This is a genomic window from Baekduia sp. (genome assembly GCF_035685985.1).
Taxonomy (GTDB): Bacteria; Actinomycetota; Thermoleophilia; order Solirubrobacterales; family Solirubrobacteraceae; genus Baekduia.
The window spans coordinates 188,062-212,519 of record NZ_DASRZV010000035.1 but is presented as its reverse complement, the minus strand read 5'-3'; the positions used below and the strand labels follow the sequence as shown (position 1 = coordinate 212,519).

The following is a 24,458-nucleotide window of genomic DNA, read 5'->3' as shown; positions in this document are numbered from 1 at the left end:
ACACGCGTACCCCAAACCGTTACGCTCCCGCACGAGATGCCATCGTCTGCCGCTCAGCCTGTAGCTCCTGGGCGTCACGGGTTCCCCAGCGAGTACGTCACCTACCACCAGCGCGCGCGGATCTTCGACGTCACGGCGACGGTCGTCGCAAAGGCGGGGATCGCGAACACGCCGTTCGAGCACATCCATCAGCCGACGGGCGTCACGAAGGTCACGCTGTACCGGCTCTACCCGACGCGCGAGCGGCTCGTCGTCGACGCGATGAGCCATGGGATCTCGTTCGCCGTCGACCGCGTCTGCCGCGCGTTCGACGCCGCGCCGGACCTCGACGCGGCGCTGCAGGCGGGGGTGTGGGCGCTGCTGGACGCGGCGGCGACCGATCTGGCGTGGACGCGCTTTGCGATGCTCGAGGCCGTTGGCATCGGGCCCGAGGCCTGGCGGCGGCGCGACGAGGCGCTCACCCCGGTGCGCGAGCGCCTGCGCCGCCTGATGCCCGCCGGCGGGCCGCCGACCGCGCCGCAATGGGGCGTCGAGGCGGCGCTGGCCGCGCTGCGCCCGCACGTGCTCGACGGGACGCTGGCCGCGACGCCGGCGTTGCACCGCGAGCTCGTCCAGATCGTGAGCGCCATGTCCGGGCGCCCGGCGCCGCGGGCGCGCAGGCGCCCCGCCGTGCGGCCGCGCGGCGACGGCCCGCCCGCGTTGGTCCGGCAGGTCACCGACGCGTTCTGGGCCGTCGACGGGGACGACGGGATCGAGGACCTCCGCGCCACGTTGGACCTGGCGATCGCGCGCAACCACGGGCCGGCGCTGGCGCATGCGATCCGCTGCCTGGTCGCCCGCGACGACACGCGCGACCCGCGCTTTCGGGGGTTGCGCCGGCCGGTGGTCGAGGCGCTCTCCGGCGCGTGGGTGTTCGGCACTCCCTCCGCGCATCCGGGCCCGCGCCCGTACTCGCTGAACTCCTCGCGGCTGCGCGTGCTCGAGCTGCTGCGCGAGCTCGGGAGCGCGAACCTCGCCGTGATCCAGCGCGGAGCGGGCCGTGACATGTCCTCGTGCCTGCGGGTCCTCAACGACCTCAAGCAGGCGGGCCTCGCCCGCGCCGACCGCGCGCACCGGTGGACGCTGACCCGGCACGGCTGGGAGCTGCTGGCGGGCATCGCGCCGGCCCCGCGCGGCGTGACAACCGGGAACCGCGCGCGTTTCTCGATATCACGACCACGGGGCTGATCGTGCGCGGGTGAAGAATTTTCCCACCGCGTGACCTGCGTACGTCACAATTAGGTACACACGAGAGTTTCTCCTTAGCCGGACTCGGTCCCGCGCACGCCGGTACGCCCTACACCTCCAGGGGAAAGGTCCCAGATGGTCAGCACGGATGTCCCGCGCCGCAACGGTGCCGCCCTGGTCGAGGCGACGGTCGCGATGCGCGCGCGGTTCGAGGACCGCGTGTGGACCGCGGGCTCCTGGAGCGAGGGCGTGGCCGCCGGCCTGGCCGGCCTGGCCGAGCAGGTGGCCGAAGACCCGGCGGCCGCGCGGCTGCTGGTGATCGGGGCGCGGACCGCGGGCCGGGAGCTGCTCGCGCTCGCCGACCTGGAGCGCCGGCGCACGATCTCCTCGGTGCGCCGCGGCTGGGAGCATCACCATCCGGGCGAGCCCGTGCCCGAGCTGCACCTGGAGTTCCTCTGCGGCGCGGTCGTCCACGTGATCGCCACTGCCTTGGAGCTCGACGAGCTCGACGACCTGCCGACGCGCCTGGTCGGCCTGGTCCTGCTGACCGGCGAGCCGCTGCCGGCTAGGCCGTGCGCGTGAGCTGGCGCCGCAGGCGGCGCTGCTGCTCGATCGCCTGATCCGGCCCGACGTAGGGCAACAGCGCCGAGTACATCAGGTCCGGCAGCAGCTCGGGCAGCTTGTCGATGCGCCCGTTGAGGACGCGGGCGTAGAGGATCTCGTAGATCCCGCCGACGATCGCCTCGGCGATGATCTCCGGCGGCCGCCCCCGCTTGGGGATCTCCTCCTCGGCCACGCCGCAGATCAGCGCCGCGAAGCGCCGCAGGGCGTCGTTGCGGCGGTCGACCGCGTCGGGCCCGGCGCTCATGACCTGCACCAGGCACATGTCGGCGTAGGACGGTCGCTCGGAGAAGTGCTTCAACAGCGCCCGCAGGCACGCCTCGATCCGGACGGCGAACCCGGCCGACTGGTCCTGGGTGTCCTTGATCGCCGCGAAGAGCTGCTCGGTCGCGTCGTCCAGCGACGCCAGGAACGCGTCGTCCTTGGAGGTGAAGAGGTCGTAGAAGGAACGGCGCGAGATCCCGGCGGTGACGACGATGTCCTCGACGGTCATCGGCCCGTAGCCGGCGGTGCTGCTCACGTCGGCGACCGCCTCGAGGACCCGCCGGCGCTGGTTGGCCAGCACCTCCTCTCGGGAAAGACCGTGGCGTCCCGAAGGCAGGTGGTGGGGCTCACGAGGCGGAGAAGGGCTCACAGGGACGGAAACGTACCCGTGTCCGCCGGAGATTGGAACCCTAGGCGCTGAGAAATCTCTACCGGCGTCATCGCCCTTTGACCAAAACGAGCCATCTTCGGGTCCGGGCATGGTGTGTCAAAACGGGGTGGGGGCCGGTTGCGCCGTCCGCGCGGCGGCCGCGGCGGCCGCGTGTCGGTACTCCGCGCCGGCGATCTCGGGGCCGGCGAACGGCAGCAGCACGCTGTACAGCAGCGCCGGGAGCAGGCCTGGAAGCTCCTCGGTGCGGTGGGTGACCACGCGCGAGTAGATCACCTCGTAGACGCCGCCGACGACGGTCTCGGCGGTGACCGCCGAGACGATGACCGGAGGGTGCTCGGGCGTCGGCGGCGTCAGGAACTGCCGGAAGTCCGCCATCGCGGCCATCCGCCGCTCCAGCGCGTCCGGCCCCGCGGCCACGACCTCGACGATGCAGACGTGCGCGAGCTCCGGCTCGCCGGCCAGCAGGTTGAGGAACGCGGCCAGCCCCCGACGCACCTTGGAGGCCCAGGTGCCGCCCGTCGCGTAGGCGCCCGCGACGCCGACGCGCAGCTGCTCGACGACGAAGTCGTAGGCCGCCATGAAGGCCTCGTGCTTGTTGGCGAAGTGGTCGTAGAACGTCCGCCGCGAGACGCCGGCCAGCGCGATGACGTCCTCGACGCGCGTGCGGCCGTAGCCGTTGCGGCTGACGGCGATCATCACGCCGCCGAGGATCCGCTCGCGCTGGTTGGAGATCACGAAGTCCCGCGGCAGCCCGTGGCGACCGGACGGGAGTTGGTGAGCTGCGCGGGCATGCGGCGATCGTCCGTTCATCATGCTCGCTGAGGAACATACACGTCTCCGCGAGCGCAACGCAAAAGAGTTTTTGACAGGTTCGGTTAACCGCGCTCGGCCAGCGCGACCAGCGCCGGGGTGAGGCGCGGAAGCGAGCGCTCCTGGCCGCCGATGACCCGCTGCAGGACGAGCATGTGCAGCGCGCCGAACTGCGCCTGCGCCAGCTGCTCGGGAGTGAGCGCCGGGCAGCCGTCGTCGCCGGGCGTGGGCGCGCACTCGGCTAGGCGCTCGGAGAGCTGGGCGATCGCGGCCTCGTGGCGCGCGGCGCCGGCGCGGCCCGCCGCGAGGATCTCGACGAGCAGCAGGCGCGCGTGCGCAGGCCATGCGGCGAAGTAGGTCATCAAGCGCCACAAGGCGGATTCCAGCTCTTGCGGCCCGTCGCCGACCGCGCGCAGGCAGTCCTCGAGGATCGCCTCGTGCAGGGCCAGCACGCAGTCCTCGCGGTTGTCGAAGTAGCGGTAGAACGTCCGCCGCGAGCCGCGGGCGTGCTCGATGACGTTCTCGACCCGGGCGTTGACGTAGCCGTCCTGGGCACACGCCGCGGCCATCCCGGCGAGCATCGCGCTGCGCGGGCTGCGCGGCCACCAAGCCGGGAACGCGACCGCCCCAGGACGCAGGGTGACGGCATCGGTCAGCTGTGGGGAACGGGAGGTCACGGGCGGCGATCCTACGAGAGACGTAGACGTTTGCCAAACGACAATTTGTCATAGAGACGACGCGTGCCCGGGCCCCGACGGGGCCCGGGCACGTCTGGTGCTACGGGGCGAGCGTCTGGTTGACGAGGACGGTCTGCAGGACGCCCGTCATGGCGATCGTGCCGCCGCCGCTGATCCGGGTGCCGATCGGCGTGTTGTTGAACGTGACGCTGGACGGCGTGCCGTTGGTGAACGGCACCGTCGCCGGCACCAGGCTGATCGGGGACGACGACACGCTCCAGACCGTGTCCCAGTTGCCGAAGCCCGACGGGCCGAACGTCAGCGCGTAGCCCGTGGCCGTGGTCGAGGCCGTCGCGGTGGGCCAGATCTTCAGCTCGCCGCCGCCGCACGTGGCGTTCGACGCGCCTTGGAACTGGATGGAGCCCTGCGAGCCCGAGTTCTGGGTCCACCCGCTCAGCGAGAACGTGGGACAGGTCTTCGGCTGTCCGCCGTTGAGCGTCAGCGTGATGTTCGTGCCGTAGAGCCCGAAGCCGCTCGGCGAGACCCAGTGGGCCGGCGCGGCGGCGGCCGATCCGGCGCTCGCGGCGAGCAGCGCCGCGGCCGCCGCGGCCGTGGCGACGGCCGCACGCATCTTGGTGATGAGCATCTTTCCTCCTGGTTGGTTGATGTTTGCTACACAGGAACGTTCCTGAAATATCAACCAACCACAGGCGCCGTCGCTTCGTCAAGAGGAACGTTTGCGTTCCCCCATGATCGCATGGAGTCTCGGGAGATCTGCCTCACGCTTGACTTCCAGATACAGCCTGTCTACGGTTGCGCGGCAATCGAGGAACGCCTGTGTATCTCCAACGGTGTGGAGGGCTCGCGGGCCTCGGGCAGACGTTGCCGGGTGTGTCGCCCGGACGGACGAGGAGGAGAGTTGTCGGGTCCTAGCAAGCGTGGTGCGCCTGTGAGCAGGCGCACCTGGCGGGCGGCGCGTGCCGTCACCGCCGTGGCGGCCGTGTGCGCCGTCGGTGTCGTCGAGGTCGCGCCCGCCGCGGCCGCCCCGGGCTACGTGTTCGCCGGGGCGTTCGGCGACCAGGGTGGGGACGATGGTCAGTTCACGTCACCGCGCGCGGTCGCCGTGGCCGCGAACGGCGACGTGCTCGTGGCCGATCGCGACAACGATCGCGTTCAGGTCTTCACGCCGGACGCCGGAGGCGCCACCTACGCCGACCAGTTCGGCGCCGGGGTCGTGGACGACCCCAGCGGGCTCGCGGTCGATCCGTCCGACGGGTCGATCTACGTCAGCGACGCCGACGCGGTCGTCAAGTTCACCAGCGGCCACACCCCGGACGCGACGTTCGCGCCCCTGGCGACCCACGGCCAGCTCGCCGTCGACCCGGTCACCGACGACCTGCTCGTCGCCAACCCCGACACCAACGCCGTCGAGCGCTACGCGTCCGACGGGACGCCTATCGCCACCGGCGTCCCCGCCGGCCCCTTCTCCGCGCTGGGCGCGATCGCGGTCGACGGCACGGGCGCGATCCTGCTCGTCGACGGGACGACCGTGCGGCGCTTCACCGCCGCCGGCGAGCCCGACGGCGCGCTGGACGGGCTGACCGAGCCCAACGCGCTGGCCGTCAACGCCGACGACCAGGTCGTCGTCGGCGACAGCAACGACTCCTACAGCTCCGACGTCATCCCGGCGGTCCGGTTCTACGACGCCGGCGCGACCGCGCCGCGCGCGAGCTACACGCTGCCCGAAGGGAAGTGGGGTCAGATCGCCGGCGCGGCGATCGGGCCCGGCCATGGCGGGCGCCTCTACGTCCTCTCCGACAAGGACCAGGGCTTCGGCGTGGTGCGCGTGTTCGCCTACGACGAGACCGTGCCGGTGGCGCCCGTGGTGTCCGCGCCGGGCGTGACCGGCGTCACCGCGGACGCCGCGGTGCTCGGCGCGACGGTCAACCCCGGTCTGGCGGCGACCACGTTCCACTTCGAGTACGGGACCGACGCGGGCTACGGCTCGCGGACCCCCGACCGGTCGGCGGGCGACGGCGGCACGGAAACGCGCATCGGCGAGCTCGTCAACGGCCTGCGGCCGGACACGCTGTACCACTTCCGCGTCGTCGTCGACAACGGCATCGGGCCGGCGGTGGTCGGCGCCGACGCGACCTTCACGACCGGCCCGGCGGCGCCGGCGATCGGCGGCGCCTCGGCGTCCGTCGACGGGACCGGCGTGACCGTCCACGCGACGGTCGACACGCGCGGCCATGCGGGCCGCTACACGGTGTCGGTGGCGTCGGTCGACTCCGCCTACGCGAGCAGCGTCGGGCCGATCGCGATCGACGCGCGCGACGGGGCGCAGGCGGTGACGGCCGTCCTCTCCGGGCTTCCCGCCGGCGAGCGCTTCCTCGCGCAGGTCACGGCGTCCACCGTCGGCGGTGACCGGGCAGGCGAGCGGGTCGCGTTCTCCACGCCGGCGCGCCCGGGCTTCACGGCGCCCGGTCCGCTGCCCGGCGGAGGCGCCGTTCCGTGGGGCTGCGCCGCGCCGAGCCTCCGGGCGCCCCAGGGCACCGTGACGGCCGGACGCTCGGTGACCCTCAGCGGCTCCGACCTCGGGCTCGTGGGCTCGGTGGCGGTCGACGGCGCGCTCGTGGCCACGACGGCCTACAGCGCGAACGCGATCACGTTCGTCGTCCCCGACGACGCACGCGGCACGGTCGGGGTGCAGGTCGACTGCGGCCACCAGTCCGAGGCGGTGGCGATGAAGGTCGCCGCGCCCAAGCCGTCCAACAGCCTGAGCGCGACCGCACGCCTGCGCGGCACGACGATCACGGTGTCGGCCAAGGTCGGCAGCGCCGGGACCGTCACGGTCAGCGGCGGCACGTCGCTGGCGACGCGCCGCGCCGACGCCGCGAAGGCGGGCACGGTGACCGTGCGCGCGCCGCTCTCGGCGGCGGGCCGCAAGGCCCTGCGTCGTCACGGTCGCGCGGCGACCGTCCACATCCGCGTTCGCTTCGCGCCCGTCGGCGGCACGCCGTCGACACGCAAACTGAACGTCACGTTGAACCGAGGTGCTGATCGATGACCGCCCCTGTCCGTGCCCTGTGCGCCGGCGTCCTGTGCGCGCTCGCCCCGTTCGCGGCGGCGACCGCGTCGGCGGCGCCCAATCTGCCCGCCAACCGCGTGTTGGAGAAGGTCTCGCCCGACGACAAGTCGGGCGGGGACGCGATGCTGCTCTCGCAGACCCGGTACGGCGGCATCGGCGGGGCCTTCAGCTCCGCCATGCCCGGGCGCGTCGTCTACGACTCCTACGCCTCGTTCGCGGGATCGGACACCGGCTGGCTGAGCCAGTACCTGGCACGCCGCACGGCGGATGGCTGGGTGAGCCTGCCGATCACCGCCCCTCTGGACGCGGACTTCTCGAGCGCCGCCGACTTCCTCGCCAACTACGGTGCGTTCCTGTGCGACACGTGCGAGGACGTGGTCGGCTGGACCCAGATCGCGGCCGACCCGACGGACACGACCGGGAGCTTCGACGCCTACGTCACCGACGGACACGGATGGACGCGCGTCTCGCGCGGCTCCCTGCCTGGGGCCGGCGCCGGCAGCCCGGACTTCCAAGCCCCTCAGGTCTCCGCCGACGGGCGTTCGATCGGCTGGGAGACGTCGGACGTCATCGAGCCGGAGGCCGCGGGCTCGCTTCCGGGGGCGATCAACGCCTACGTGCGCAGGGACGGCCGCACACGGCTCGTCAACCGCGCCACCGACGGCACGCTGCTCGGCGAGGCCGGTGCGTCGATCGGCGGCCTGGCCAGCAGCGTCGGGGGCGCCACACGCTCCGGAGGCGGCGGGCCCAACGCCATCTCCCAGGACGGGAGGCGCGTGTTCTTCGTCACGGGGGAGCGCGCCGGCGGACGTCCGATGCACCTGTACGTGCGCGAGGACGATCGTGTCACGCGGCAGTTGGACGCGGAGCAGTGCGTTCAGGCGACCTGCGACGACGCCGGCGTTCTGCCGGTTTTCGCCGGGGCGTCCAGGTCCGGCGAGCTGGCGTACTTCGGATCCGCGACGCGCCTCGTGGACGGGGACGGCTCGTCCGACCCCACGGCGCCCGGCCTCTACCAATACAACTTGACGACCGGACGTCTGCGCTTCATCGCGCCGGACGTCGTGAAGAACCAGAACCGGCTGGTCAACGCGCTGTCCGATGACGGCCAGACGCTGCTGCTCACCAGCACGCAGGTCCTGGCGAACGCGCCGAATGCCCGCGGCGACGTGCCCGTGGCAGGCGCCGACAACCTGTACTTGGCGAAGCCGGAGGCGTCCGGCGGCACGCAGTACACCTTCATCGGCGTGCGCGCGTTCGTCTCGGGCAGCACGTTCAGCGCCAACGGTCGGTTCGCGACGCTCGTGTCACCAAGTCCGCTCACCCAGCAGGACACGGCCGGCACCACCCAGACCTACCGGCTGGACGTGGCATCGGGCGCCGTGATCTGCGTCTCCTGCGGTGACGGCCAACCCCTGGCGTCGATGCCAGAACTGGGCGCGGCAGACCTGCCGACCCGACCCTCGAACGACGGCGCGATCGCCTTCACGACGGCGACGCCGCTGGACCCGAGGGACGACAACGGCCGTGACGATGTGTACCTGTGGCAGGACGGACGGACCTACCTGCTCACCAGCGGGCACGGAGACGCGGACCAGATCGTCGTGGACGTGAGCGCCGATGGCACCGACGTCTACTTCGCCACGTCGGACCGGCTGGTGCCGGGCGACCACGACGGCAACCGAGACCTCTACGACGCGCGCGTCGGCGGCGGCTTCCCCACGCCCGATCCGGCGCCGGAGGGCTGTGTGGGCGACGCCTGCCAGCCGCCGCCGGGCCCGGCGCCCGTGCCGTTCGCGCCGGCCAGTGGCACCGCGCGGCCGGGCGAGCAGCCCGCGCTGCCGACTCGCGTCGGCGCCGTGTCCGTGCGCAAGCAGTCGGCCCGCCGCGAGAAGGTCACGCTGCGCGTGAGCGCCCCGACGGCAGGCGTGCTCACCGTCAGCGGCCGCTACGTCACCACGCGCCGCGTCGCGGTCTCGCGAGCCAAGTCGATGACGTTGACCGTCACGCTGACCTCCAGCGCCCGGCGCGCGCTCAAGCGCTCCAAGAAGTTGCGGGTGACCGGCGCGGTGCAGTTCCGCCCGAACACGGGACGTACGACGACCGCGCGCTTCGCGGTCACCACGAAGGCCTAGGTGTTGACGATGCGCAAGGACTCGAACGACCTCCGCCGCCCGCACGGGCCGGTGGCGCGCGTGCGCCACGGGCTGCTGGCGGCGCTCCTGCTCGCGCTGGTGGCGCTCGTGCTGCCCGCGGGCGCCTCCGCCGCGCCGATCTTCACGATCGACCAGCAGAACTACCCGACGAACTTCGCGCCGGGCGGCAGCGGGCGTGTGATCGTCGTCGTCGGCAACCGCGGTGACGAGCCGACGAGCGCGCCGATCACCGCGACGATCGCGCTGCCCGAGGGCATGACCCTGCATCCGCAGAGCCAGACCTGGTGGACGTGCTCCGGCACGCAGACCGTGACCTGCGTCACGAAGCCGAACGCGCCGACGCAGAACCCTGGCCCCTCGCGCTACTCCGGCCCGGACCAGGTGGACATCACGGTCGACGTCGCCCCGTCGCTGAGCGGCACCGTGACCGTGGCGTCGACCCTCTCCGGGGGCGGCGCTCCGGCGGAGATCAGCACCTCACGGGACATCACGGTCAGCTCGACGCCCGCGCCGTTCGGCGCCCGGCCCGGATCGTTCCACGCGGGGGCCCGGGATGCCGACGGCCGCACCGACACGCGCGCGGGCGCCCACCCGTTCGAGGTCGCGGCGGGCTTCCTCATGACCACGCGTCAGTCGTCGCAGGGCCAGCTCGTCACGTCAGGCAACACCCGGAACATCGACGTGGACCTGCCGGCCGGCCTGATCGGCAACCCCACCGCGTTCGCCACCTGCCCGGCCGCGAAGGTGAGCACGCCCAACCCGACCTGCCCGATCGCCAGCCAGGTCGGCATCGCCAACATCACGATCAAGATCACGAAGGTGATCGTCAACGCGAGCACGCCGATCTACAACATGACCCCGGCGGACGGGGAGACGGCGGCGTTCGGGTTCAACGTCGCCGGTGTCCCGGTGCACTTCTCGGCGAACGTCCGCTCCTCCGGGGACTACGGCCTCACCGTGTCGTTGAAGCACTTGTCCTCGTTCGCCGGCCTGCTCGGCACCGAGTTCATCATGTGGGGCGATCCCGCCGACCCGCGCCACGACCCGTACCGCTACAACCCGGACGTCGGCGGCTTCGGCGCCACCACCAACGCCGCGCGCCGGCCGTTTTTGACCAACCCCACCAACTGCGCCGCCGGCCCGCTGACGACGACCCTGCGCCTCGACTCCTATGAGTCGCCGGACGTCGACCTGCCCTACTCCGACACCACCGGCAGCGCCGTCACCGGCTGCGACGTGCTCGACTTCCAGCCGACGTTCACGGCGGCGCCGAGCACCCGGGAGGCGGATGCCCCGACGGGGTTGGAGACCCGGCTGACGTTCGCCCAGACCGACGACGTCGACACGCACGGCACGCCGCCGCTGCGAACGGCGACGGTCACGCTGCCGGAGGGCCTGACGATCAACCCGTCGTCGGCCAACGGCCTGGAGGCGTGCACCGACGAGCAGGCCGGCCTGCGCAGCGACGCTCCGGTCGCGTGCCCGGGCGCGTCGAAGATCGGCACCGCGACGGCGACCACGCCGGTGCTCGCCGATCCGCTCGACGGCGCGATCTACCTGGGCACCCAGAAGTCCGACGACCCGGCCTCGGGCGACATGTTCCGGTTGATCCTGGCCTTGCGCAACGAGCTGCGCGGCGTGACCGTGAAGCTGCTCGGACACGTGAAGGCCGACCCGGCGACCGGCCGGCTCGTCGTCACGTTCGCCGACAACCCGCAGCTGCCGGTGTCCGATCTGACGCTGCGCTTCAAGGACGGGCCGCGCGCGCCGCTGGCGACGCCGGCGACGTGCGGGCGCCACGACGTCGTGGCGGAGCTCACGCCGTGGTCCAGCGCCGCGCCGACGACGCGGAGCAGCGGCTTCACGACCGACTGCCGCGCCGGTCTCGGCGCCTTCGCGCCCGCGTTCTCGGCAGGCTCGGCGTCGAGCGCCGCCGGCGCGTTCTCGTCGTTCGGCCTGCACGTGGACCGCGCCGACGGGCAGCAGGTCGTCGACGGTCTCACCCTCCAGCTCCCGCCCGGCCTGCTCGCTCGCCTCAAGGGCATCCCGCGCTGCGCCGAGGCGCAGGCCGCGACCGGGGCCTGCGGCGCGGCGTCGCGGGTCGGCTCGGCCACGGTCGGCGTCGGCCCGGGCAGCGCGCCGTTCTACCTGCGCGACCAGCCGGTGTTCCTCACCGACGGCTACAAGGGCGGGCAATTCGGCCTCGTGGTCGCGGCGCGGGCGAAGGCCGGGCCGTTCGACCTCGGCACGGTCGTCGTCCGACAGGCGATCCACATCGATCCGATCGACGCGCACGTGACGGTGGTCTCCGATCCGCTGCCGACGATCGTCAAGGGCGTGCCGCTGCGGATGCGGTCGCTGGACGTCGTCGTCGACCGGCCCGGGTTCATGGTCAACCCGACGTCGTGCGAGGCCAAGACGATCGGCGGCACGCTGAGCGCGCCGGACGGCCGTGCCGTCCCGATCAGCCAGCGGCTCCAGGTCAGCGCATGCAAGAACCTGGCGTTGACGCCGAAGTTGTCCATGTCGCTGTCGGGCCGCGGGCAGACGCGTGATGGGTCGCATCCGGCGTTGAGCGCGGTGTTGACGCAGCCTGGTGGTCAGGCGAACCTGAAGCGGGTGCGGGTGACGTTGCCGTTGTCGTTGGCGTTGGATCCCGAGCAGGCCAGGTCGGATGACATGTGCTCGTTCGTGGAGGGGTCCAAGGTGATCCCCAACTGTCCGGCCGGCAGCGTGGTGGGTCGGGCGTCGGCGGTGACGCCGATCCTCGATGAGCCGCTCAGCGGTCCGGTGTACTTCGTCAAGAACCAGCGGGTCGATCCCAGGACGGGGCGGTCGAAGGCGACGTTGCCCAAGCTCGTGATCCCGTTGGTGGGGCAGAACGGGGTGCGGTTGACGTTGACGGGGACGTCGGCGACGCCCGACAACGAGCATCTGGTCACGACGTTCGACGACATCCCCGACGCGGCGGTGTCCTCGTTCAAGCTGGACATCAACGGGGGCAAGAAGGGGATCTTGGTCATCACCGGTGATGCCAAGACCGACATCTGCGCCGCGGCGCAGATCGCCGAGCAGGAGATCGACGGCCAGAACAACAAGGCCGCCGACGCCGACGTCTACGTCCAGACGCCGTCCTGCCCGACCAAGATCCTCAGCAAGAAGGTCACGGCCAAGGCGGTCACGCTGAAGGTCGGCGGCCTGGGCGCCGGCAAGGTCACCGTCACCGGCAAGGGCATCAAGAAGACCAGCAAGACCATCGCGAAGTCGACGGTGGCGACGATCACCGCCCGGCGCACCGCGGGCGCGGTCGGCAAGGTCACCGTGACCTTCGACCCGGCAGGCCCCGCCAAGGCCAAGAAGACCAGCCGCTAGCAGCGCACGACCGACAGCTTCGGGATCGGCCCCTCACCCGGCTCGACCAGCGCCATCACGGCGTCGGGCAGGTCCCGGAGCTCGTCGGTGCGGCCCTGCGCCGTCCGCGTGACGATCAGGCTGATCGTCGCGCTGTTGACGAGCTCGAAGTGCTCGAGCGGCAGCCCCTGCCCCGGCACGCTGCGCTGGTGCTGCGAGCTCCAGAAGCCGACCGAGCCGCGCCGGATCTGCTCGCGCAACGTCACGAGCGGCCTGGCACCCCGGACGATCTCGACGTAGCAGAAGGCCGCGCGGGCGGGGTCGTCGGCGAGCGTGTTCAGCAGCCAGCCGACGGCGTGGCGCAGACCCTCGCGCGCGTTGGGCGCGTCGAGCCCGGCGCGCTGGAAGCCGCGCTGCAGCCCGCCGGCCGAGGCCAGGTACGCGCTGCCGATCAGCCCGAGCGCGTCGTCGCCGCCGACGCGGTCACGCGCTCGCCGCATGCCGACGCACGCGACCTCGGCGATCTGCTCGAGCCCCACCTGCTCGATCCCGTGGCGCGCGACAGCCGACGGCACCGCCGCGCGCAACGTGTCCCAGGTGCCATCGCGGTGACCGGGTAAGACGCCGACTGCGTGTCCGTGGGGTGACACAGCGCGCGAGCCTACGGCCTATCGCTGTTCGAGGCAACAGCGGCGTTTCTCGTAAACGCGGACGTTCGGCGCCGGCCGAAGATCAGGGGTGATCTCGGGGTCGACGGCCTTGCCCGCCGGCGGCGGTCGGCGGTGAGGCAGGACGGCTCAGGTGGGGTCGGGCGCGGCCGCTCGACGGCCAAGCGGACGACGTCGACCGCGATGAGTTCCGGGCGCGGGGTCGGTCTACGTGGTGTCCGACGGCTGAACCACCCGACTGGAGACCCACCATGAGCACCCCCGCACACCCCGGCCGCATGCTGTTCGTGACCCTGCCCGTGGAGGACGCCGAGCGCAGCAGGGCGTTCTTCGCGCGGCTCGGGTTCACGTTCAACCCGGCGTTCAGCGACGGCAACGGCGTGTGCATGCTGGTCGGCGAGCACGCGTTCGTGATGCTGGTGGAGCACGAGAAGTTCCTGGAGCTCACGAAGCTCCCGCCGGCCGATCCGCGCACGCACGCGCTGGGGCTGTTCTGCTTCAGCGTCGACGACCGCGCGGAGGTCGACACGGTCACCGACGCCGCGGTCGCCGCCGGCGCCGTCGACCACGACGACGCCGAGGACCACGGCTTCATGTACTCGCGCAGCTTCTTCGACCTGGACGGCCACGGCTGGCAGGTCATGTGGATGGACCCGGCGGCGGTGCCGCAGGAGCAGCAGGCCTGAGACGCCGGAGGGCATCGCCGTCGGCACCTCGGCGTCGCGCGGCCTGTCTGTCGACGGACAACATCAGGTTTCGGCCACGGCGGTTCCTTGACGCAACACAACTCGCGGTATTTGATCTGCCCCTCTAGTCAGCGTTCTTTGTCCGGTCCACAGCGCTGCTGAACACATGCCTCATCGCCCGCCACGGCCGGCGGGCGGGGCCATCAGGGGTCTTCGCTTCGGCGCTCCGCGCCGGACGGTCGCCCGATCTCGATCTCAGGGGTGGGAATGTCTCGCGGCTCTCGTGTGGGCGTGTCGACGCTGGTCGTCACCGGTGCGGTGGTGCTGTCGATCTTGGTGGCCGCGCTCGCCTGGAGCTCGAGTCGCTCCGAGGCGCAGTCCGTCACGCGCCCGGCGTCCACCGCCACCCCGGGCTCGACGGCGGCCCCCGCCTCGTCGGCGGCGCCCGCGCCCACGGCACCGCCCGCGCGCGGCCTGACCACGCTCTCCGACGCACGTGCCGCGGCGGTCGCGCGCGAGCAGGCCGCCCGGCTGCTGGCGGCGCCGACGCCGCCCGCCGTCCCGGCCGAGGTGCTCGACGAGCGCACGGCGATCAAGCGCGTCGGCGGCCGCCGGGTCCTGCTGGAGTCCGTCGCACCGGCCTACGTCCGGCGCGGCGGGAGCTGGATCGCCGTCGACCGCGCCCTGCGTCCCGCGGCCGGCGGCGGCTGGGCGCCGACCGCCGCGCCCACGCCGCTGGCGATCCCCGGCCGGTCGGCCGGCGTCGTCGCGCTGGGCGACGACCTGAAGGTCAAGCTGGTCGACGCGCGCGACGTCGCCGGCGTGGCCGACGGCGCCGGCGTCGTCTACCCCAACGCGCTGACCGACACCGACGCCATCGTGGCCGGCACGGGCGCCGGCGTCCAGGTGGGCTGGGTCCTGCGCTCCGAGCAGAGCCCGGAGACCCTCGCGCTCGACCTCGCGCTCGGCGCCGACGACCGGTTGGAGCCGGAGGGCGGCGGGTTCCGCATCGTCCAGGACGGCCGGACCCTCGGCGGCGTGAGCGCGCCCGTCGCCTGGGACGCCGGCCACCACGCCGTGCCGGTGACGCTCGAGCGCTCCGGTGCGGGCGTCGCCGTGAAGGTCCACGCTCCGGCCGACGTCGCCTATCCGATCGTGGTCGACCCGGTCATCGACACCAACCCGAACGCCTCCAGCTTCTTGGACTTCTCGTGGGACGGGGCCTACTACGACTGCGACGGCGACTACGGCGTGGGCAGCGGGTCGGTGTCCATCTACCGCAACTGCGGGGACGACATCGCGGCTTCGTCCGGTTCCGGCGAGCTGCGGCTCCTGTCGCCCGGCACGAGCTTCATCAGCCGCGTGGACATCGGCGGGCTCGCCGCGAGCGGCTCCGGCCAGTGCGGCGCCGCGGGCATCCGCTCGGCGAGCGGGGCGGACGAAGGCGCCTACGGCGCGACCGGGACCGGGCCGATCGGGTCCAGGACGAGCACGGCCGTCGGTTGCGGCGCCGCCACGGTGCAGAAGATCTGCGTCACCAGCACGTGCGGGATCGGCGGCACGCCGGGCAACCGGGCCTTCGTCGGCGGGTCCTTCGCCGACACCACCGGCCCCTCGCATCCGTGGGCGGAGTCGGGCTCCGTCGACTACAGCGGGTTCAAGCTCTACCGCGAGGACACCGACCGCCCGACGGTGACGGGCCAGGTCGCCACGCCGACCCCGTGGCGGCGGTCCGGGACCGTTCCCGTGACCGTCACGGCGAGCGACACCGGCCTGGGCGCCAAGCGCGTCAAGGTCGGCTACGGCGGGACGACGCTCGTCACCGGTGAGGACCCCTGCCTCGGCACGCTCGCCAACGCCTGCCCGGCCACGTGGAACAACCGCACGCTCCAGAGGACGGTCAACCCCGACACCGCGACCCTGCCCGAGGGCCTCGTGCCGCTGACGCTCGACGCCGAGGACGTCCTCGGCAACACGGTCGCCACGCCGCTGCCGACCGCCAAGGTCGGCGTCGACCGCTCCGGGCCGGTCATCGACCTGGACGGGATCGCCACCGGCACACCGATGGCGGGCACCGCCCAGAAGACCCTGCACGTCGTGGCGACCGACGGCGTCCCCGGCGGCACCGACGCGCAGCGGCGCTCGGGCGTCGCCTCGGTGACGGTGTCGATCTCCAAGCTCGACGGCAGCGGGTTCCAGCAGGAGGCCGCCTACGCGCCGGCGGCCGGCTGCGCCGACTCCTGCGGGACCGATGACACGTTCGCGGTCGACGCCACGAAGTACGGGCCGGGGCAGCACACGATCCGCGTGGTCGCCACCGACAAGGTGGGCAACGAGGCGACCGAGGACATCACCTTCGTCGTCGACACCACCGGGCCCCAGATCACGCTCAGCGGGACGCTCTACGACGCGCGCGGCACGACGCTCACGCGCGACGAGTACCGGCTGCGGGCCGACGTGCTCGACGGCGTCCTCCCGATCCGCGGCGCCGGGACCAAGGACGTGCAGCTGTACGTCACCGAGCTCGTGGGCGGCGTCCCGACCGAGCGCCTGCTGGACGCCACGACGCGCGCCTGCAAGGACGTCTCCTGCGACCGCACGCTGGTCGCGACGGTCGACGCCACCAAGTTGGCGCCCGGCGGCCTCACGTTCCGCCTGCACGCCACCGACATGCTCGGCAACGCGTCGGACCGGACGTTCACCGCGAGCCGCGGGACCGTCTCCTTCGACCAGACGCGCTGGTCGGGCCTGGAGGACTGGCTGCCGTACGACCAGGTCGAGACCGGCGGCGGCTCCAGCGCGTACGTCAACCTCGCCAGCGGCAACCTCGTGTGGCAGCAGACGCCGCTCGTCAACCCCGGCCGTGGGCTGTCGACGTTCGCGCAGGTCACCTACAACGCGCAGTCGGGCGGCGGCTACGACGAGCTCAGCCGCGGGTGGTCGCTGACGCTGTCGGGCCTGACGCGCGTCAACGAGCCGCTGGACCTGTCGACCGCGGCGGCCGGGACCGTCCGGCTGATCGACGGCGACGGCACGCAGCACCCGTTCACGGCGTCGGCCGACGGCACCCACTTCGACCCGCCGCCGGGCGTCGACCTGCACCTGCGCCGCTTCTCCGGCGACCAGCAGAAGGCGTGGGCGATCACGCGGCCCGACGGCATCACGTTCTACTACGACTCGCTCGGCTACCAGACCTACGCCGAGGACCGCAACGGCAACGCGCTCAAGTACACCTACGAGATCGTCCCGAAGGTCGTCGGCGCCACCTGCCCGATGTGGCCGAGCACGACGCTGGACCCCGTCGCCTGCCGTCAGCGCCTGACCAAGGTCACCGATGCCGCCGGCCTGGCGCCGTCCTACGCCGCGGGGCGCGACGTCACGCTGGCCTACGCCTCCGCCGCCGGCCCGATCGCGACGCTGACCGACCACGCCGGCCGCGTCACCACGTTCGCCTACGACGCCACGACGGGGCGCCTGACCACGCTGACCGAGGCGACCGGCACCTCCGCGGAGCGCTCGTTCGGCTTCGGCTACGAGCCGACCGGCGGCGACCGCGACCTGGCCTGGGTGACCGACCCGCGCGGCCACGCCACGCAGTTCACCTACACCGGCGGGTACGGGACGCTGACCGCCGCCGGCCTGGTCCAGGACCCGCTCGCCGACCGCCGCGTCACGACGCTGCGGGACCGTCGGACCAACACCCACACCTACGCCTACGACACCGCGACGTCGGGCTCCGACTCCTGGTGGACGGCGCGGCTGACCGACGGCCGCGGCAAGACCTACACCTACCGGATGGACCGCCGCGGGCGGCCGGTCCGGCGCACCGACCCGCTGGCGACGGCCACGACGATGGCCTACGACGCGGACAACAACCTGACGGTCCTGGCCAAGGCCGCGGGCACCGCCGACGAGGCCGTCACCCGCATGGCCTACAACGCCAACGGCCGCCTGATCGAGACGATCGACGGGGCCGACGCCCGGACGGTCCTGCGCTACCGCGACGGCGACGGGTTCTCGCCGGGCGCCACCTACCCCGACTCCGCCCACGGGTTCGTCTCGGACCTGGTGCGGATCGAGACGCCGAAGGGCTCCGACACCGGCGACCCGAACGACTTCGCCACGCGCTTCGAGGTCGACGCGCGCGGCAACGTCACCGCCACGATCGACGGCGCCGGCGGCCGTGCCGAGACCGCCTACCTGGACTGGGGCCTGGTCGACTACGACAGGGACCCCGCCGGCAACGTCGTCAGCTACCACCAGCACGACCCCTCGGGCCTCCCGCGCGAGGTCTGGGACCCCAAGGGCGGTCACACCTTCTACGCCTACGACGCCGTGGGCAACGTGACCGCGGTGGCCGACCCGCGCTCGCAGGCCTTCGGCGGCCTGGGCGACGCCCAGAAGCGCTACCGCACGTCGCTGACCTACGACGCGCAGGACCGCCTCAGGACCGAGGAGATCCCCAAGCGCTCGGAGCAGGGCCAGTTCATCACGCGGTCCTACACCTACAACGACAACGGCGATCTGCTGACGGCCACCGACGGCACGGGCGCCGTGTCGACCAGCGCGTTCGACGCGATGGACAACGTCGTCGAGAAGGCCAGCCCGGCGGTGCCGCACGTCGACGAGCCCACCGTCGCCCCGGAGACCACCGAGTACACCTACGACGCCGAGCAGAACGTCACCTCCGAGACGCGGCCCAAGGGCGTCGTGACCGCCCAGGCCGACGACTACTCGACCGCCTACACCTACGACGACGTCAACCGGCCGGTCGTCGAGCGGCGCCGCTCGCGCGGCGCGTCGGCGAGCACGGACCTGGTCACCAGCTACGCCTACGACCGCCGCGACAACGTCGTCGGGCAGAGCGACCCGCGCGCCAACGCGACGTGGCCGGCCGACCCGGCGGCCAACGCGACGATGACCGCGCGCCGGCGCTGGTCGTTCACCTTCGACAAGGCCGACCGCCAGACGGTTCGGGTCGAGGACCCGGCGGGCCTGCGGCTGACCACCCGCACCGACTACGACGCCAACGACAACGTCACGCGCGTGCGCGACGCGCGCAACCAGGGCTCGGAGTTCGGCCCGGCCGACCCGCTGACGCCCGACGTCGCCTACGAGACGACCTACACCTACGACGGCGCCGACCGGATGCTCACGCAGACCCGGGACGGCAGCAGGACCGAGGTCGCGCGCCGCGCCGACGGCCTCGTCACCGAGGTCCGCAACCCGCGCCACTTCACGGCCGAGAAGGTCAGCGCCGACGACTTCGTCACCAAGTACGGGTACGACGCCGCGGGCGACATCACGTCGATCACCCAGCCGCGGATCGCCTCCAGCGCCAGCAGCTACGCCAACGCGGTCCGGACGGTCCTGTTCACCCGCGACGCGGTCGGCAACGCCACGACGGTCACCGACCCGCGCGGCAAGGCGTTCACCAACACCTACCTCGACACGGGCGACCTGCTCTCCACGACGCGGCCCGCCATGTGGACCTTCACGCCCGGGCAGGGCGGCGACGAGCTGACGCTCAAGGACGTCGCGCAGCTGGGCAACGACGGCGACGCCCCGGACACCGACCCGTCCGACGGCGGCCAGGGCGAGGGCGACTTCGGCACGGTCTCGCCGCAGGAGCAGCCGACGGTGCTGCCCAAGGCGGGCGACGTGCAGTTCGCCTACGACAACGAGCTGCGCCTGACGTCGGTCACCGAGCTGGAGTCGCCGCTGGTCAACGGCGAGCGCGCGCGGCGCTCGCTGGCCCGCGACGCGCTCGGCCGCCTGGGCGCGCTGACGACGCCCTACCAGCGCGTCCAGGACAACTACAAGCGCTACATCGTCCAGACGACCGACTACGACCGCGACGGGAACCTCGCGGCGACCACCGACGGCGAGGGCGAGCGCACCACCACCGCCTACGACCAGTTCGACCGGATGCTGTCGCGGACGACGCCGGCCAACTCGGCGACGCCGGGCGCGGCGCGCAACACCACGCAGTACTCCTACGACGACAACTCCAACGTGGTCGCCGTGCAGGAGCCCAACGGCGCCGCCTGGACGACGCGGTCCTGCTTCGACCAGGCCGACCGCCTCGTCGCCGCGATCGACGAGGAGCTGGCGGTGACGCGCTACCGCCTGGACAACGTCGGCCAGGTCGTCCGACAGCGCAGCCCGCGCGGCACCGCGCAGGCGTCGGCGAGCCCGAGCTGCGGCTCCTACCCGATGCTCGACGGCGGGCCGAAGGGCGACTGGGACACCGACGTCCGCTACGACCCCAACGGCTGGACCACGCAGGTCACCGACCCGCTCGGCCAGGTCGCGTCCTACACCTACGACCGCGCGGGCAACCGCACGCAGTCCTCCGAGCCCGGCGCGCGCGCCGCGGCGGGCGGCCCGGTCCTGCCGCGGGTCATGTCCACCACCTACGACGGCCGCGACCTGCCGTGGGCCACGAGCAAGGGCACGGCGACCGCGCCCAACGCCCGCACGACGACCGTCACCGAGTACGACGGCAACCGCAACCTGCGGCGCACGGTCAACATGTCCGGGTTGGTCTCGGGCCTGCCGCGGTACGCGGACGCGGCGCCCGCGACGTCCTCGTTCGCCTCGGCGACCGACCGCGCCGACCCGACGATCGCCAACGCCGGCTGGCGCGCGACGCTCAACGAGTACGACGACGACAACCTGCTCGTCTCCGTCCACCTCCCGTGGGGCGTGGCGAGCGACCCGGCCGACACCACCGACAAGCGCTACCGCCAGGACTTCGAGCGCGACGCGCGCGGGTACGTCACCGCGATCCGCCAGGCCAACGACTGGACCGCCGCGCCGGCGGCGTGCGCCGCGGCCCCCGCCACGCCGGTGGCCGGGGACTGCGTCAAGCGCACGGTCTACGCCAACTACGACAACGGCTGGATCCGCACCGCGACCGGGCCGGACGCGCAGAGCGGCACCGTGGCCGTCTACGGCGAGCGGCAGATCTACGACTACGACCGCCGCGGCCTGCAGACGTCGTGGTCGACCAAGACCAACCGCTCGGCGACCGACGACGGCGAGGGCGGCGCGTCGCGGGTGACGCGGCGCGACTACCTCCCCAGCGGCGCGCTGCGCACGCGGACGACGTCGCCGACGCCGCCCGCCACGGTGGCGCGGACGTTGACCTACGACTACGACGCCAACACCCAGGTGACGGCGCTGACCGACGACGTCGCCACCGCGGCGACCGGCGACGACCGCCGCTACGCGCTCGGCTACGACCACGCGGGACGGCCGACCAGCCACGACGAGCAGTTCACCGGCGGCAAGGACACGCTGACCGCCTACGACCTCGCCGGCAACCGCACGTCGCAGCGCACCGACGGCGCGATCTCCGGGTCGACGTACACGGGCGGGAAGCTGACCGCCGGCGACTGGGACCACCTCGACCGCGAGGTGGCGACCACGGTGACGCCGTCGACCGGCGGCGGCTACCCGATCCAGCGCTGGCAGCGCAGCTTCTTCCCGTCGGGCGAGCCCGACACGGTGGTCGAGACGGCGCAGGCGTCCGCGGGCGTCGCGCCCGCCACGCGCGTCAGCGAGTCCAAGCTGTTCCGCGACGACGGGAGCCCGATCCAGGTCAACCGGGTCGACGCCAACGGCATCTCGCTGATGGAGCCGCCCGGGCCGCCGCTGTCCAGCGGCCCGCAGCTCGGCCTGCCGCAGGCCTACACCTACGACGCCGACGGCAACCTGACCGCCGACGAGAACGGCACCTACGCCTACAACGCGCGGGCGCAGCTGACGAAGTGGACACGGCCGGAGTACGACGCCGACGGATACCGCACGTCCGCGCTGGACGTCACCGACTACCAGCTGACCGGCACCGGCGACCTCAAGCAGGAGAAGGACACCAGCGGCGGCATCGGGACGACCGGGACCACCGACTACACCTACCTCGCCGACCGCCTCATGGGCACCAGCGCGTCGGCGGGCGCCTTCAAGCAGTCGACGACCTACGCCTACGACGCCACCAGCGGCGCCAACCCCGCGTCGATCACCGAGGGCACCAACAAGACCAACTACAGCTACGACGCCTACAACAGGGTCGTCAGCTCGACGCCGATCTCGTCCTCGGGCACGCCGGGCACGGCCACGACGACGACCTACGACGCGTTCGACCGCCGCCAGGCGCAGGCGGGCGCGACGACCAAGAGCTACTCCTACGCGGGCACGAGCGAGGAGCTCAGCGCCCAGACCACCGGCGCGAGCACGCGCACCTTCGACTACTCCGCCGACGGCGAGCCGCTGGGGATGAGCGGCGGCGCCGGCGGCTACCGGTCGTTCACGCTGACGGCCAACGGGTCGATCGGCGGGTTGGAGAACGGCAGCGGCTCCACGAACCCGGACGCCGCGGGCGGCCCGTTCAACCGCTACCGCTACGACCCCTACGGCGCGGCGCAGTCGGCGCGCTCCGCGGCCATGACGCCCGCGGGCAGTGACCTGGAGACCCAGCTGAGCGGTGACGCCCAGGCCAACCCGCTGCGGTTCCAGGGCTTCATGTACGACGCGGCGGTCAAGACCTACGACATGCGCTCCCGGGCCTACCGGCCGCAGGTCGGGCGCTTCCAGACCGCCGACCGGCTGGAGGACTCCGCGCAGGACTTCGCGCTGGAGGCCGACCCGCTGACCCAGAGCCGCTACGCGTGGGCGGGCGGCAACCCCATCACCAACGTCGAGTACGACGGCCACAACATCCTCGACGACGCCAAGGACACCCTCGACGACGTCAAGGACAAGGGCGAGGACGTCGCCAAGGAGGGGGCCAAGCAGGGCAAGGAGTTCGCCGAGGGCGGCTACGACAGCGTCAAGGAGACCGCCGACGCGGTCACCCACCCCGAGCGCACCGCCAAGGGCATGGCCCACGCCGCGACGCACCCGTGGCAGACGGCCAAGACGATCGCCGGCTCCTGCAAGGGCCGCGGCGCGGCCAACTGCGCGGGCTACATCACCGGGACGGTCGCCGGCGGCAAGGGCGCCAGCGCCGCCGTCAAGGCGGGCGCCAAGGCGGGGGCGAAGGCGGGCGCCAAGGCCGGGGCCAAGGGCGCGGCCGAGGCGACGGGCAAGACCGGCTCGCGCTCGGCGAAGACCGACGTCGCCACCGACTGCACGGCGAACTCGTTCGCCGGCGACACGCCGGTCGTCCTGGGCGACGGCGCCGCGACGGCGATCTCGACGATCGCGGTCGGCGACGTCGTGCTGGCCACCGACCTGGCGACGGGCGTGACCGGTCCCCGTCCGGTCGAGCGGGTGATCGTCGGCGAGGGCATCAAGGCGATGGTCCGGATCGTCGTCGACGGCACGGTCATCCAGGCCACCGCCCGGCATCCGTTCTGGGTCGAGAGCCGCCACGCCTGGGTCGCCGCCACCGACCTGCGGCCGGGCGACGTCCTGCGCACCGCCGACGGCGGGCCCGCGACCGTCTCGGCGGTCTCGCGCTACGGCCTGTGGGGCCGGGTCTTCAACCTCACCGTCCAGGGCGTCCACACCTACTACGCGGGCACCGAGCCCGTGTTGGTGCACAACTGCGCCAAGAAGGTCGATGCTCCCAAGCGCGACCGAGGGGATGTCGAGGTCGAGTCCGAGACGTCGCGCCAGGCGCGCCGGAAGGCCAAGCGTGACGCGGGGATCCCCACAAGCCAGCAGCCGTTCGAGCAGTTCGGGGGCGGATCGCACAGCAGCGGTCGCTACCGCGACCACCAGGGCAACGAGAAGGTCGTCGCGCGGCACGGCGTCGACGAGGACCACGGGCCGCACTACGAGCAGGGCCGGCGGCAGCAGGGCGCCGACGAGGTCCCGAAGGGCGAGCACCCGAAGTACAACAACCGCACCAAGCGCGGCGGCAAGACGCGATACACCTACAAGCGCTGATGGACCGTTCTCACGCGCTCGACCTTGCCCTACGCCGCAACCGCGGCCGGGCGGCCATGCCCGCGATCCGGGAGGAGCTGGCCCAGACGCTGGGATGCGCTCCGGAGGCGATCGCCTTCGCGTCGCTGGAGGACAGCGACCGGTTGCTCACCGAGGTGCGGCGCGTCACCCACGCCGTCGCGATGGGCGCCGCACCGGTGCCGCCGGAGGTCGAAGACCACTGGGCCCTGGTCGGCGCGAGCGCGGCGGACGTCGAGCAGGGGCTGCCCGGCGTCCGCGCGGCGGTGGAGCCCGAGGCGCTCATGTGCGTGTACTACGCCGACAGCGAGTTCACCGGCGCGCCGTTGATCCCGGCACGCGTGGTGCTGGCCGACCCGCTCGGATGGGTCGATCCGGACATCGGCATCCTGGAGGCGATCACGCACGACGGGCGCAGCGGGCTCCGGGTCCGGCTCGCCGAGGACAAGTACGAGCGCCTGGCCCCGATGGCGGAGATCGAGTGGTGCTGGTGGCGGCGGAGCCCGCCGCCGGCCGGGGGCCGGCGCGACGACTGACCCGTGCTGCGCGGGCTGATCGACCGCGTCGGGGCGCTGGACGGCACCCTCAGCGTCGCGTCGCC

The 24,458-nt window shown here is 72.7% G+C and carries 13 protein-coding genes; 8 read left to right on the top strand and 5 right to left on the bottom strand.

The annotated features are described in order from the left end of the window. Positions 1-36 precede the first annotated feature (36 nt). Positions 37-1,227, top strand: coding sequence for a TetR/AcrR family transcriptional regulator (locus VFG42_RS24240; RefSeq protein ID WP_324911415.1), 1,191 nt, complete (start codon positions 37-39; stop codon positions 1,225-1,227). 135 nt (positions 1,228-1,362) lie between these two features. Beyond that, positions 1,363-1,809 (top strand): hypothetical protein, encoded by a 447-nt coding sequence (locus tag VFG42_RS24235; RefSeq protein WP_324911414.1) that lies wholly within the window; start codon positions 1,363-1,365, stop codon positions 1,807-1,809. Here VFG42_RS24235 and VFG42_RS24230 read toward each other — a convergent pair. The 4 genes from VFG42_RS24230 to VFG42_RS24215 all read right to left on the bottom strand — a co-directional run bounded on the left by VFG42_RS24230 (position 1,793) and on the right by VFG42_RS24215 (position 4,636). Continuing rightward, entirely contained in the window at positions 1,793-2,413 is a 621-nt protein-coding gene (locus tag VFG42_RS24230; protein ID WP_324911413.1) for a TetR/AcrR family transcriptional regulator, read from the bottom strand. The two genes, VFG42_RS24235 and VFG42_RS24230, sit on opposite strands and share 17 nt — an antisense overlap. A 186-nt stretch (positions 2,414-2,599) precedes the next feature. Then, positions 2,600-3,238: a TetR/AcrR family transcriptional regulator gene (locus VFG42_RS24225; RefSeq protein WP_324911412.1), complete on the bottom strand. Its 639-nt coding sequence runs from the start codon at positions 3,236-3,238 to the stop codon at positions 2,600-2,602. A gap of 140 nt (positions 3,239-3,378) precedes the next feature. After that, positions 3,379-3,990: a TetR/AcrR family transcriptional regulator gene (locus tag VFG42_RS24220; protein WP_324911411.1), complete on the bottom strand. Its 612-nt coding sequence runs from the start codon at positions 3,988-3,990 to the stop codon at positions 3,379-3,381. Between the two features lie 100 nt (positions 3,991-4,090). Next, positions 4,091-4,636 carry a hypothetical protein gene (locus VFG42_RS24215; protein WP_324911410.1) on the bottom strand — a complete coding sequence of 182 codons (546 nt, stop codon included), beginning with the start codon at positions 4,634-4,636 and terminating at the stop codon, positions 4,091-4,093. A gap of 303 nt (positions 4,637-4,939) precedes the next feature. Between VFG42_RS24215 and VFG42_RS24210 the strand changes: the two genes are divergently transcribed. The 3 genes from VFG42_RS24210 to VFG42_RS24200 are packed head-to-tail and all read left to right on the top strand — an operon-like array spanning position 4,940 to position 12,609. Then, the gene (locus VFG42_RS24210; protein ID WP_324911409.1) at positions 4,940-7,060 is read left to right on the top strand and encodes an NHL repeat-containing protein; all 2,121 of its coding nucleotides are present in this window, start codon (positions 4,940-4,942) and stop codon (positions 7,058-7,060) included. Beyond that, on the top strand, positions 7,057-9,216 hold the full coding sequence (locus VFG42_RS24205; protein WP_324911408.1) for a hypothetical protein: 2,160 nt from the start codon (positions 7,057-7,059) through the stop codon (positions 9,214-9,216). The genes VFG42_RS24210 and VFG42_RS24205 overlap by 4 nt, the downstream gene beginning before the upstream one ends. Before the next feature lie 9 nt (positions 9,217-9,225). Beyond that, entirely contained in the window at positions 9,226-12,609 is a 3,384-nt protein-coding gene (locus tag VFG42_RS24200) for a hypothetical protein (RefSeq protein WP_324911407.1), read from the top strand. On the opposite strand, the gene VFG42_RS24195 is transcribed toward VFG42_RS24200, so the two are convergent. Further along, complete coding sequence (locus VFG42_RS24195; protein WP_324911406.1) at positions 12,606-13,163, bottom strand: hypothetical protein; 558 nt, start codon at positions 13,161-13,163, stop codon at positions 12,606-12,608. The two genes, VFG42_RS24200 and VFG42_RS24195, sit on opposite strands and share 4 nt — an antisense overlap. Before the next feature lie 344 nt (positions 13,164-13,507). On the opposite strand from VFG42_RS24195, the gene VFG42_RS24190 reads away from it, so the two are divergent. The 3 genes from VFG42_RS24190 to VFG42_RS24180 all read left to right on the top strand — a co-directional run bounded on the left by VFG42_RS24190 (position 13,508) and on the right by VFG42_RS24180 (position 24,393). Then, positions 13,508-13,942, top strand: a complete 435-nt coding sequence (locus VFG42_RS24190; protein WP_324911405.1) for a VOC family protein — start codon at positions 13,508-13,510, stop codon at positions 13,940-13,942. Positions 13,943-14,233: 291 nt separating this feature from the next. Then, positions 14,234-23,839: a polymorphic toxin-type HINT domain-containing protein gene (locus VFG42_RS24185; protein ID WP_324911404.1), complete on the top strand. Its 9,606-nt coding sequence runs from the start codon at positions 14,234-14,236 to the stop codon at positions 23,837-23,839. Continuing rightward, on the top strand, positions 23,839-24,393 hold the full coding sequence (locus tag VFG42_RS24180) for a hypothetical protein (protein WP_324911403.1): 555 nt from the start codon (positions 23,839-23,841) through the stop codon (positions 24,391-24,393). Before VFG42_RS24185 ends, VFG42_RS24180 begins: the two co-directional genes overlap by 1 nt. The last annotated feature ends 65 nt before the right edge of the window (positions 24,394-24,458 follow it).

Excerpts from the sequence above, each read along its gene's own strand:
- VFG42_RS24235 (WP_324911414.1), top strand. The coding sequence starts at position 1,363 with ATGGTCAGCACGGATGTCCCGCGCCGCAACGGTGCCGCCCTGGTCGAG.
- VFG42_RS24240 (WP_324911415.1), top strand. The coding sequence starts at position 37 with ATGCCATCGTCTGCCGCTCAGCCTGTAGCTCCTGGGCGTCACGGGTTC.
- VFG42_RS24215 (WP_324911410.1), bottom strand. The coding sequence starts at position 4,636 with ATGCTCATCACCAAGATGCGTGCGGCCGTCGCCACGGCCGCGGCGGCC.
- VFG42_RS24180 (WP_324911403.1), top strand. The coding sequence starts at position 23,839 with ATGGACCGTTCTCACGCGCTCGACCTTGCCCTACGCCGCAACCGCGGC.
- VFG42_RS24190 (WP_324911405.1), top strand. The coding sequence starts at position 13,508 with ATGAGCACCCCCGCACACCCCGGCCGCATGCTGTTCGTGACCCTGCCC.
- VFG42_RS24200 (WP_324911407.1), top strand. The coding sequence starts at position 9,226 with ATGCGCAAGGACTCGAACGACCTCCGCCGCCCGCACGGGCCGGTGGCG.
- VFG42_RS24205 (WP_324911408.1), top strand. The coding sequence starts at position 7,057 with ATGACCGCCCCTGTCCGTGCCCTGTGCGCCGGCGTCCTGTGCGCGCTC.